The sequence below is a fragment of the Citrobacter sp. CK194 genome, from assembly GCF_030333395.1.
GTDB lineage: Bacteria > Pseudomonadota > Gammaproteobacteria > Enterobacterales > Enterobacteriaceae > Citrobacter_B > Citrobacter_B koseri.
The window spans coordinates 508,418-519,701 of the sequence record NZ_JAOWGA010000013.1 but is presented as its reverse complement, the minus strand read 5'-3'; the positions used below and the strand labels follow the sequence as shown (position 1 = coordinate 519,701).

General features: G+C 56.8%; 9 protein-coding genes. 7 read left to right on the top strand and 2 right to left on the bottom strand.

Annotated elements, in window-relative coordinates; translation table 11 throughout:
• Window positions 1–4 precede the first annotated feature (4 nt).
• Window positions 5–748 carry a radiation resistance protein YbgI gene (gene ybgI, locus OGX80_RS05215; protein WP_024130534.1) on the bottom strand — a complete coding sequence of 248 codons (744 nt, stop codon included), beginning with the start codon at window positions 746–748 and terminating at the stop codon, window positions 5–7.
• 266 nt (window positions 749–1,014) lie between these two features.
• On the opposite strand from ybgI, the gene OGX80_RS05210 reads away from it, so the two are divergent.
• Window positions 1,015–2,496 carry an MFS transporter gene (locus tag OGX80_RS05210; protein WP_115181840.1) on the top strand — a complete coding sequence of 494 codons (1,482 nt, stop codon included), beginning with the start codon at window positions 1,015–1,017 and terminating at the stop codon, window positions 2,494–2,496.
• Window positions 2,497–2,955: 459 nt separating this feature from the next.
• Here the strand turns inward: OGX80_RS05210 and OGX80_RS05205 are convergent, their stop codons facing one another.
• Window positions 2,956–3,162 carry a YbfA family protein gene (locus OGX80_RS05205; protein ID WP_115182348.1) on the bottom strand — a complete coding sequence of 69 codons (207 nt, stop codon included), beginning with the start codon at window positions 3,160–3,162 and terminating at the stop codon, window positions 2,956–2,958.
• Window positions 3,163–3,471: 309 nt separating this feature from the next.
• Here OGX80_RS05205 and kdpF point away from each other — a divergent pair, with 309 nt between their 5' ends.
• Genes kdpF through kdpE form a run of 6 tightly spaced genes read left to right on the top strand, consistent with a single transcriptional unit; the run spans window position 3,472 to window position 11,245 of the window.
• On the top strand, window positions 3,472–3,561 hold the full coding sequence (kdpF, locus tag OGX80_RS05200; RefSeq protein ID WP_042285393.1) for a K(+)-transporting ATPase subunit F: 90 nt from the start codon (window positions 3,472–3,474) through the stop codon (window positions 3,559–3,561).
• Window positions 3,561–5,240 (top strand): potassium-transporting ATPase subunit KdpA, encoded by a 1,680-nt coding sequence (gene kdpA, locus OGX80_RS05195; RefSeq protein WP_115181841.1) that lies wholly within the window; start codon window positions 3,561–3,563, stop codon window positions 5,238–5,240. Before kdpF ends, kdpA begins: the two co-directional genes overlap by 1 nt.
• A 20-nt stretch (window positions 5,241–5,260) precedes the next feature.
• Window positions 5,261–7,309, top strand: a complete 2,049-nt coding sequence (kdpB, locus tag OGX80_RS05190) for a potassium-transporting ATPase subunit KdpB (RefSeq protein ID WP_049009858.1) — start codon at window positions 5,261–5,263, stop codon at window positions 7,307–7,309.
• An 8-nt stretch (window positions 7,310–7,317) separates the two neighbouring features.
• The gene (gene kdpC, locus OGX80_RS05185) at window positions 7,318–7,884 is read left to right on the top strand and encodes a potassium-transporting ATPase subunit KdpC (RefSeq protein ID WP_115181842.1); all 567 of its coding nucleotides are present in this window, start codon (window positions 7,318–7,320) and stop codon (window positions 7,882–7,884) included.
• Complete coding sequence (kdpD, locus tag OGX80_RS05180) at window positions 7,884–10,571, top strand: two-component system sensor histidine kinase KdpD (protein WP_115181843.1); 2,688 nt, start codon at window positions 7,884–7,886, stop codon at window positions 10,569–10,571. The genes kdpC and kdpD overlap by 1 nt, the downstream gene beginning before the upstream one ends.
• Window positions 10,568–11,245 (top strand): two-component system response regulator KdpE, encoded by a 678-nt coding sequence (kdpE, locus tag OGX80_RS05175; RefSeq protein ID WP_115181844.1) that lies wholly within the window; start codon window positions 10,568–10,570, stop codon window positions 11,243–11,245. Before kdpD ends, kdpE begins: the two co-directional genes overlap by 4 nt.
• Window positions 11,246–11,284 lie beyond the last annotated feature (39 nt).

The following is an 11,284-nucleotide window of genomic DNA, read 5'->3' as shown; positions in this document are numbered from 1 at the left end:
TGCGTTATGCCGGATTAGGAATATCAATAAAGGTCACATCCAGACTCGTATTTTCAGTCAGCCATTCGCTTAACGCGCGAATACCGCCGCGCTCGGTGGCGTGGTGTCCGGCGGCATAGAAATGCAGCCCCTGTTCGCGGGCGGAGTGAATCGTTTGTTCAGAGACCTCGCCAGTAATAAACGCATCCACGCCAAATCGCGCGGCGCTGTCGATAAAACTTTGCCCGCCACCGGTACACCAGGCCACACGCTGCACTTTTTCCGGCCCGGTATCGCCGCACCATAACGGTTTACGTCCCAGGCGCGCTTCAATCCACGAGGCCAGTTCCAGGCCCGGCACCGGCATTGATAACTCTCCCCACGGCACCAGCGGCTCGATTTCCCCCATCACGGTAATGCCAAGCAGCGCCGCCAGCTGCACGTTGTTTCCCAGTTCCGGGTGCGCATCCAACGGCAGATGCCAGCCATAGAGGTTAATGTCATTCGCCAGCAGCGTTTTCAGCCGGTTGCGTTTCATACCGCGAATGACCGGAGATTCCCCTTTCCAGAAGTAACCATGATGAACGATGACCGCATCAGCCTGCTGGCGTACCGCTTCATCCAGTAAGGCCTGGCTTGCCGTCACGCCGGTCACGATTTTTTGCACCGTCTCTTTGCCTTCAACCTGTAAGCCATTCGGCGCGTAATCGCTGATGGCCGCGCTGTTCAGCTTTTCATTGATCAGTTGTTCCAGTTCGGTGTTTTTCATCATCGCTCCCTTCTTCATATGTGCACTACGTTAAAATAGCGTTCTCCCGTCACTTCGTCGATAGCCATTTCTTCGACACATTGAGAAACAATCACGCCGTTTTAAGATGCAAAATGCTTACCCTTACTCGATCTGATTCATGTATATTTATGCAATCAGACAGCATATTGCAAAAATAATCAGATCTGTATCGAAGTTATAACTTTAAGGAAACACACTCACGCCGCGGATTTCTTTTGCGGTGTGACATCCATCCCGGAATCACAATGAATAAACCATCTTCTCAACCGCGCGCCATTTATTACGTCGTCGCACTGCAAATTTGGGAATACTTCAGCTTTTACGGCATGCGCGCCCTGCTGATTCTCTATCTCACCAACCAGCTAAAATACGACGATAACCATGCGTATGCGCTGTTCAGCGCTTACTGTTCGCTGGTCTATGTCACCCCGATTCTCGGCGGGTATCTGGCGGATAAAGTGCTCGGTAATCGCATGGCGGTCATGCTGGGAGCATTTTTGATGGCCGTTGGGCATCTGGTGCTGGGGGCGAGTGAAATCGCGCCGACCTTCCTTTACTTGTCGCTGGCGATCATCGTCTGCGGTTACGGTCTGTTCAAATCCAACATCAGTTGCCTGCTGGGTGAGCTGTATAAACCGGAAGATCCACGCCGCGACGGGGGATTCTCACTGCTGTATGCCGCCGGCAATATCGGCTCGATCGTTGCCCCTATCGCCTGTGGTTATGTTCAGGAAGAGTACAGCTGGGCGATGGGTTTTGCGCTGGCCGCTATCGGCATGATCGCCGGGTTAATTATCTTTCTGTGCGGCAATCGCCATTTCGCCCACACCACTGGGGTGAATAAAACTGCACTGCACGCCAGAACGTTTGTTCTGCCCAACTGGTGTTGGCTGCTGGTGCTGTTGGTCGCCGCGCCGCTGCTGATCACGGTGCTGTTCTGGAAAGAATGGTCGGTCTATGCGCTGATTGTCGCCACCGTCATTGGTCTTGCGGTACTGACAAAAATCTACCGTCAGGCACAGACGCAAAAACAGCGTAAAGAGCTGGGGCTGATTGTGGTTCTCACCTTCTTCAGCATGTTGTTCTGGGCGTTCGCCCAACAGGGCGGCAGCTCCATCAGTTTGTACATCGACCGATTTGTGAACCGTACGATTCTGGGTTACGAAGTACCGACGGCGACGTTCCAGTCAGTGAATGCCTTCGCGGTCATGCTGTGCGGCGTGGTGCTGGCCTGGCTGATTAAGGAGAGTATGGGCGGCAACCGTACCGTGCGGATCTGGGGGAAATTCGCCCTGGGCCTCGGTTTGATGAGCGCCGGATTCTGCATTCTGACCGTAAGCGCCCGGTTATCTGCCGCCTACGGTCACTCTTCTATGCCACTGATGATCTTAGGGTTGGCGGTAATGGGTTTTGCCGAGTTGTTCATCGACCCGGTCGCAATGTCGCAGATTACACGTATTGAGATCCCTGGCGTGACGGGCGTTCTGACCGGTATCTATATGTTGCTCTCCGGCGCAATCGCCAACTATCTGGCTGGCGTCATTGCCGATCAGACCTCGCAGAGCGCGTTTGATGCAAGCGGCGCGATCAACTACGCCATCAATGCCTATATCGATGTGTTCGACCAGATAACCTGGGGAGCGCTGGCCTGCGTGGCGCTGGTACTGCTGATTTGGCTGTATCAGTCACTCAAATTCAGAAACCACCCGCTGGCGGTTGAGTCCTGAATGACATTACGCCCGGTGGCGCTACGCTTACCGGGCCTACAGTGTGGCACTATCTGTAGGCCGGATAAGGCATCGCCGCCATCCGACCGCCACATTCCTTACGCCCGGTGGCGCGGCGCTTACCGGGCCTACAGCGTGGCACTATCCTGTAGGCCGGATAAGGCATCGCCGCCATCCGGCATAACGTATAAAAAACCGCCACATTTCTTACGCCCGGTGGCGCAGCGCTTACCGGGCCTACAGTGTGGCACTATCCTGTAGGCCGGATAAGGCATCGCCGCCATCCGGCATAACGTATAAAAAAAACCGCCACATTCCTTACGCCCGGTGGCGCGGCGCTTACCGGGCCTACAGTGTGGCTCTATTCTGTAGGCCGGATAAGGCATCGCCGCCATCCGGCATAACGTATAAAAAAACCGCCACATTTCTGTTGGCGGTTTTCTCGGACGATGCTGTATATCAGTAGAAATCGCAGGTCACTTTTTCTGCCTGCTCCATCCACACCGGTTTATCGCTGGTTTTCGACCAGACGCGATGCAGATAGCTGTAAAAACGAGCACGGTCTTTCCAGAACAACATGACCGGCAGCGCCAGAACCCCAGCCACAACGGCGAGAATGCGGCGCAACAAAACAACATGAGCTGGATATTCTTTATAGAGTTCCATACTTTTCTCCCCTTTATCTGGCCGGTAATCATCACCGGTAAAGTCAAATTGGTTATCTGCTGAAAATAGTACCGCTTTGCGTGTAATTTTACTACTCATCCGACCACTTATTTTTGTCTATTTAAGCTTTATTTACATTCGCCCTGTAATTAAGTTACATAAAAGTTAAATTAATACTAATCATTAGTTAAATGATGGTCTTTTCCATTTTTATACTTTTTTTACACCCTACGCGCCGATTTTTGCGAAATCTTTGCAGGCAAAAAATTACCCTCCGCATATCAGAAGAAAAACCACTGGAGGTGCACCGTGAGTGCAGGCGTAATCATCGGCATCGTGCTGATTTTCTTACTTTTGGGTTACCTGGTGTATGCCCTGATTAATGCGGAGGCATTCTGATGGCGGCCCAGGGATTTTTACTGACAGCCAGTTTTTTACTGATCCTGTTCGTGCTCGCCCGCCCTTTAGGCGTGGGTCTGGCGCGACTTATCAACGACATTCCCCTGCCAGGCACCGCCAGCGTAGAGCGTCTGCTATGGCGCGGGTTGGGGATACCGACGCAGGAAATGGACTGGAAACAGTATCTGCTGGCCATTCTTACCCTGAATCTGTTGGGTCTGGCAGTGCTGTTTCTGATGCTGCTGGGGCAAAACCTGCTGCCGCTGAACCCGCAGCAGTTGCCTGGCCTTTCCTGGCATCTGGCGCTCAATACGGCCATCAGTTTTGTCACCAATACCAACTGGCAGTCCTACGGCGGGGAAACCACCTTAAGCTACTTCAGCCAGATGGCGGGACTGACCGTACAGAACTTCCTGTCGGCGGCTACCGGTATCGCAGTGATCTTCGCCCTGATCCGCGCCTTTACGCGCCAGAACATGGATACGCTGGGCAACGCCTGGATGGATTTGGTGCGCATTACGCTGTGGATCTTATTGCCGCTCGCCCTGTTAATCGCCCTGCTTTTCATCCAGCAGGGCGCACTGCAAAACCTGCTGCCCTATCAACCGTTCACCAGCGTTGAAGGTGTGAAACAGCTTTTGCCGATGGGGCCGGTAGCTTCACAGGAAGCCATAAAGATGCTCGGCACCAACGGCGGCGGGTTCTTCAACGCCAACTCATCGCATCCGTTTGAAAACCCGAGCGCATTAACCAACATGGTACAGATGCTGGCGATCTTTTTGATTCCCGCCGCGCTTTGCTTTGCCTTTGGCGATGCGTCAGGCGATCGCCGTCAGGGGCAGATGCTGCTGTGGGCGATGTCGATCATTTTCGTGGTCTGCGTCGCCGTGGTGATGTCGGCGGAAGTCCAGGGCAATCCTCATCTGCTGAAGTTTGGCGCCGACAGCAGCCTCAATATGGAAGGCAAAGAGAGTCGCTTTGGCGTGCTGGTCAGCAGCCTGTTCGCCGTCGTGACCACGGCGGCCTCCTGCGGGGCGGTTATCGCTATGCATGACTCCTTTACCGCGCAGGGCGGCATGGTGCCAATGTGGCTGATGCAAATCGGCGAAGTGGTTTTTGGCGGCGTCGGTTCGGGTTTGTACGGCATGCTGTTGTTCGTATTGTTAGCCGTATTTATCGCCGGGCTGATGATTGGCCGCACGCCAGAATATCTGGGTAAAAAAATCGACGTGCGCGAAATGAAAATGACCGCTCTGGCGATTCTGATTACCCCGACGTTGGTATTGCTCGGTACGGCGCTGGCGATGATGACCGAAACCGGCCGTAGCGGAATGCTCAACCCCGGCCCACACGGTTTTAGCGAAGTGCTGTACGCCGTCTCTTCGGCGGCCAACAACAACGGCAGCGCCTTTGCCGGTCTGAACGCCAGCACACCCTTCTGGAACTGCCTGCTGGCCTTCTGCATGTTTGTCGGTCGCTTCGGGGTGATTATCCCGGTCATGGCAATTGCCGGATCGCTGGTCGGTAAAAAGCGCCAGCCGGCCAGCCCCGGCACACTGCCGACGCACGGCGCGCTGTTTGTCGGCCTGCTGATCGGTACGGTGTTGCTGGTGGGCGCACTGACCTTTATTCCTGCGCTGGCGCTTGGGCCGGTTGCTGAACACCTCTCTTTATATTGAGCGAAGCGGAGTACATGGTGATGAGTCGCAAACAACTGGCGCTGTTCGAACCCTCCCTGGTCGCTCAGGCGCTGATCGAGGCCGTGAAAAAATTAAGCCCACATACCCAGTGGCGCAATCCGGTCATGTTTATTGTCTGGATCGGCAGTCTGCTGACGACCTTTATCACGGTGGCGATGGCAACCGGGCAGATGCCAGGGAATCCCCGGTTTACTGGCGCGATAAGCCTCTGGCTGTGGGTTACCGTCCTGTTCGCTAACGTTGCCGAAGCGCTGGCGGAAGGTCGCAGCAAAGCGCAGGCCAGCAGTCTGAAAGGGGTGAAGAAAACGGCATTTGCCCGCAAACTGCGTGAACCAAAGTATGGCGCGCAGGCGGATCGCCTCCCTGCCGATGAGCTGCGTAAAGGGGATATCGTCCTGGTTGAAGCGGGCGATATTATTCCCTGCGACGGCGAGGTCATTGAAGGCGGCGCATCGGTGGACGAAAGCGCCATTACCGGTGAGTCCGCGCCGGTGATTCGTGAATCCGGCGGCGACTTTGCCTCAGTGACCGGCGGAACACGTATTCTCTCCGACTGGCTGGTCATCGAATGCAGCGTGAATCCCGGCGAAACCTTCCTTGACCGGATGATCGCGATGGTGGAAGGCGCGCAGCGCCGTAAAACGCCAAACGAAATCGCGCTGACCATTCTGCTGGTTGCCCTGACTATTGTCTTTTTACTGGCAACCGCCACGCTCTGGCCCTTTTCCGCCTGGGGCGGCCATGCCGTCAGCGTGACGGTGCTGGTCGCCCTGCTGGTTTGCCTGATCCCCACCACTATCGGCGGATTACTTTCGGCGATCGGCGTCGCCGGGATGAGTCGAATGCTGGGAGCAAACGTCATCGCCACCAGCGGGCGGGCGGTAGAAGCCGCAGGCGACGTGGACGTCCTGCTGCTGGATAAAACCGGCACCATCACCCTCGGCAACCGTCAGGCCTCGGACTTTCTGCCCGCTCAGGGCGTGGATGAAAAGACGCTGGCCGACGCAGCGCAACTCTCTTCGCTGGCCGACGAGACGCCGGAAGGCCGCAGCATCGTCATTCTCGCCAAACAGCGTTTTAATCTGCGCGAGCGCGATGTGCAGTCGCGCCATGCCACCTTTGTTCCCTTTACCGCGCAAAGCCGGATGAGCGGTATCAACATTGATAACCGAATGATCCGTAAAGGTTCCGTGGATGCCATTCGCCGCCACGTTGAAGCCAGCGGCGGTCACTTCCCCGCTGACGTGGAGCAAAAAGTGGATAGCGTCGCCCGTCTTGGCGCCACGCCGCTGGTGGTGGTGGAAGGTTCCCGCGTGCTGGGCGTTATCGCGCTGAAAGATATTGTCAAAGGCGGGATTAAGGAACGTTTTGCCCAGTTGCGCAAAATGGGCATCAAAACGGTGATGATCACCGGCGACAACCGCCTGACGGCAGCGGCGATTGCCGCCGAAGCCGGTGTGGATGATTTCCTGGCGGAAGCCACACCAGAGGCCAAGCTGGCGTTGATCCGCCAGTACCAGGCTGAAGGTCGCCTGGTGGCGATGACCGGCGATGGAACCAACGATGCACCGGCGCTGGCGCAGGCTGATGTGGCGGTGGCGATGAACTCCGGTACTCAGGCAGCGAAAGAAGCCGGTAACATGGTGGATCTGGATTCCAACCCGACCAAGCTGATCGAAGTGGTGCATATCGGTAAACAGATGCTGATGACGCGCGGTTCGCTCACCACGTTCAGTATCGCCAATGACGTGGCGAAATATTTCGCCATCATTCCGGCGGCGTTTGCCGCGACGTACCCGCAGTTGAATACGCTGAACATTATGCGTCTGCATTCGCCGGATTCCGCAATCCTCAGCGCGGTGATCTTCAATGCGTTGATTATCGTTTTTCTGATCCCGCTGGCATTGAAAGGGGTGAGCTATAAGCCGCTTTCGGCCTCTGCCATGCTGCGCCGTAATCTGTGGATCTACGGCCTGGGTGGTCTGGTTGTGCCGTTTATCGGCATTAAAGTGATTGATTTACTGCTGACTCTGCTGGGTCTGGTGTGAGGTTTATAATGAGTGGATTACGTCCTGCATTATCAACGCTGGTGTTTCTGACGCTGCTAACCGGCGGCATTTACCCGCTGCTTACTACCGCGCTGGGGCAATGGTGGTTCCCGCATCAGGCTAACGGCTCACTGATTGTTGATGGCAGTCTCGTGCGCGGCTCTGCGCTTATCGGGCAGAATTTTACCGCCGACGGCCATTTTCAGGGACGCCCGTCAGCAACGGCGGAAATGCCCTATAATCCCATGGCTTCCGGCGGCAGTAATCTGGCGGTCAGCAACCCGGTGCTGGATAAACAGTTGCAGCAGCGGGTGAAGGCGCTGCGGGCCGCTAACCCGGACGCCAGCACGACGATTCCGGTGGAACTGCTCACCGCCTCCGCCAGCGGGCTGGACAATAACCTGACGCCAGCAGCGGCGGCGTGGCAGATCCCGCGCGTCGCCAAAGCGCGAAATCTCAGCGTTGAAGCCGTGACGCAGTTGGTCGCAGAATATACGCAAAAGCCGCTGGTGAGTTTTATCGGCCAGCCAGTGGTCAATATCGTGGAACTCAATTTAGCGCTGGATAAGCTCTGATGGTTAATGAAGAACCGCTACGCCCTGACCCCGATCGCCTGCTGGAACAGACCGCCGCACCACACCGGGGAAAACTGAAAATCTTCTTCGGCGCCTGCGCAGGCGTCGGGAAAACCTGGGCGATGCTGGCTGAGGCGCAGCGACTGCGGGCACAAGGGCTGGATATTTTGACGGGTGTCGTGGAAACCCACGGGCGTAAAGAGACCGCCGCGCTGCTGGACGGCCTCAGCATCCTGCCGCTAAAACGGCAGACGCGTCACGGACGCCATCTCAGCGAGTTCGATCTTGACGCGGCGCTGGCCCGTCGCCCGGCGCTTATTCTCATGGACGAACTGGCGCACAGTAATGCGCCAGGCTCGCGCCATCCCAAACGCTGGCAGGATATTGAAGAGCTGCTGGAAGCGGGTATTGACGTCTTTACCACCGTCAACGTCCAGCACCTGGAAAGCCTCAACGATGTGGTCAGCGGCGTGACCGGCATTCAGGTTCGTGAAACCGTGCCAGACCCTTTCTTCGATGCCGCCGACGAGGTGGTTCTGGTCGACCTGCCGCCTGACGATCTGCGAGCGCGTCTGAAGGAGGGCAAGGTGTACATTGCCGGTCAGGCTGAACGCGCCATTGAGCACTTCTTTCGCAAAGGCAATTTGATCGCCCTGCGTGAACTGGCGCTGCGCCGCACGGCCGACCGGGTGGACGATCAAATGCGCGCCTGGCGGAGCCATCCGGGCGAAGAGAAAGTGTGGCATACCCGCGACGCCATTCTGCTGTGCATCGGGCACAACACCGGCAGTGAAAAACTGGTGCGTACCGCCGCGCGGCTGGCTGCCCGCCTCGGCAGCGTCTGGCACGCGGTGTATGTCGAAACCCCGGCGCTGCATCGCCTGCCGGAAAAGCAGCGGCGCGCCATCTTAAGCGCCCTGCGTCTGGCGCAGGAGCTGGGCGCAGAGACCGCCACGCTTTCAGATCCCGCCGAAGAAAAAGCGGTTGTGCGTTACGCCCGGGAACATAACCTCGGCAAAATTGTGCTGGGTCGCCCGGCAACGCGACGCTGGTGGCGCAGAGATTCGTTTGCCGATCGCCTGGCGAAACAGGCGCCGGATCTCGATCAGGTGGTCGTCGCCCTTGATGATCCCCCGACTCACCCGTTGAATCAGACACCGGATACCCGTGCCTTCAAAGATAAGTGGCGGGTGCAGATACAGGGCTGCCTGGTCGCGATCGCCCTTTGCGCGGTGACCACCGTCATCGCCGTACAGTGGATGGTCGCCTTTGATGCCGCTAACCTGGTGATGCTGTATCTACTGGGCGTGGTGATTATCGCTCTGTTTTATGGGCGCTGGCCCTCGGTAGTGGCAACCTTTATTAACGTCGCCAGCTTCGATCTCTTTTTTATTGCTCCTCGCGGCACGCTTGCCGTTTCCGATGTGCAGTATCTGTTGACCTTCGCCGTGATGCTGACGGTGGGGCTGGTGATCGGTAACCTGACGGCGGGCGTGCGCTATCAGGCGCGGGTTGCCCGCTATCGGGAACAGCGCACGCGCCATCTGTACGAGATGTCCAAAGCGCTGGCGGTGGGGCGAAGCAGGCAGGATATCGCCGCCACCAGCGAACAGTTTATCGCTTCCACGTTTCAGGCCCGCAGCCAGGTGTTATTGCCGGATGAAAACGGCACGCTGACGCCGCTGACCCACCAGCAGGGCATAACGCCGTGGGATGACGCCATCGCCCGGTGGAGCTTTGACAAAGGCCTGCCGGCCGGGGCGGGCACGGATACCCTGCCCGGCGTGCCGTATCAAATTTTACCGTTAAAAAGCGCCGATAAAACGCATGGACTGGTGGTGGTCGAGCCGGGGAATCTTCGTCAGTTGATGATCCCGGAGCAACAGCGGCTACTGGAAACATTCACCTTGCTGGTCGCCAGCGCGCTGGAGCGTCTGACGCTTACCGCCAGTGAAGAGCTGGCCCGACTCGCCAGCGAGCGCGAGAGCATTCGCAATGCCCTGCTCGCCGCCCTCTCCCACGACTTGCGCACGCCGCTGACGGTGCTGTTTGGTCAGGCGGAGATTTTAACCCTGGATTTGGCAAGTGAAGGATCGCCACATGCGCGCCAGGCCAGCGAAATCCGCCAGCACATACTCAACACCACCCGGCTGGTGAATAACCTGCTGGATATGGCGCGCATCCAGTCCGGTGGATTTAATCTTAAAAAAGAGTGGCTGACGCTGGAAGAGGTTGTCGGCAGCGCTCTGCAAATGCTGGAGCCGGGGCTATCCCACCCCATTAACCTGTCGCTGCCAGCGCCGCTGATGCTGATACACGTTGACGGCCCGCTGTTTGAACGGGTACTGATCAACCTTCTGGAAAACGCCGTCAAATACGCCGGTTCACAGGCAGAGATCGGCATTGATGCCCATGTTGAAGACGAACATCTTCAGCTTGACGTCTGGGATAATGGCCCCGGCATTCCTGACGGGCAGGAGAAAAGCATCTTCGACAAATTTGCCCGGGGAAATAAAGAGTCTGCCGTACCGGGCGTTGGGCTGGGGCTGGCTATTTGCCAGGCGATTGTTGAAGTGCACGGTGGAACGATTTCCGCCCACAATCGCCCGCAGGGCGGAGCCTGTTTCCGTGTTACACTCCCGCAGGAAACTGCGCCTGAACTTGAAGATTTTCATGAGGATATGTGACCAACGTTCTGATTGTTGAAGACGAACAGGCTATTCGTCGCTTTCTGCGCAGCGCGCTGGAAAGCGACGGGCTGCGCGTGTACGAAGCAGAGACGCTAAGCCGTGGGTTGCTGGAAGCCGCCACGCGGAAACCCGATCTCATCATTCTTGATCTTGGCCTGCCTGACGGCGACGGCATCGATTTTATTCGCGACCTGCGACAATGGAGCGCAATTCCGGTGATTGTGCTTTCTGCTCGCAGCGAGGAGAGCGATAAAATCACTGCGCTGGATGCAGGCGCCGATGACTATCTGAGTAAACCCTTCGGCATTGGCGAACTACAGGCGCGCTTACGCGTGGCGCTGCGCCGTCACGCCAGCGGCCCTTCTCCTGACCCCATCGTGCACTTTTCCAGCATAAAAGTGGACTTAGCAGCACACCTTGTCCACCGTGATGAAGAAGAAATTCACCTGACGCCGATTGAGTTTCGCTTACTGGCCGTGTTGCTGAATAATGCGGGCAAAGTGCTCACCCAGCGGCAGCTGTTGAACCAGGTCTGGGGCCCGAACGCCGTCGAGCACAGTCACTATTTGCGTATTTATATGGGTCACCTGCGACAGAAACTGGAGAAAGATCCCGCCCGCCCCCGCCATTTCATTACCGAAACCGGAATCGGTTATCGTTTTATGCCATGAATGGTTATTCATTTTTTTTAATTAATTCCTAAATATCAT

Coding starts and splice junctions, on each gene's coding strand:
- kdpC (WP_115181842.1), top strand. CDS start 7,318: ATGAGTGGATTACGTCCTGCATTATCAACGCTGGTGTTTCTGACGCTG.
- ybgI (WP_024130534.1), bottom strand. CDS start 748: ATGAAAAACACCGAACTGGAACAACTGATCAATGAAAAGCTGAACAGC.
- OGX80_RS05205 (WP_115182348.1), bottom strand. CDS start 3,162: ATGGAACTCTATAAAGAATATCCAGCTCATGTTGTTTTGTTGCGCCGC.
- OGX80_RS05210 (WP_115181840.1), top strand. CDS start 1,015: ATGAATAAACCATCTTCTCAACCGCGCGCCATTTATTACGTCGTCGCA.
- kdpD (WP_115181843.1), top strand. CDS start 7,884: ATGGTTAATGAAGAACCGCTACGCCCTGACCCCGATCGCCTGCTGGAA.
- kdpA (WP_115181841.1), top strand. CDS start 3,561: ATGGCGGCCCAGGGATTTTTACTGACAGCCAGTTTTTTACTGATCCTG.
- kdpB (WP_049009858.1), top strand. CDS start 5,261: ATGAGTCGCAAACAACTGGCGCTGTTCGAACCCTCCCTGGTCGCTCAG.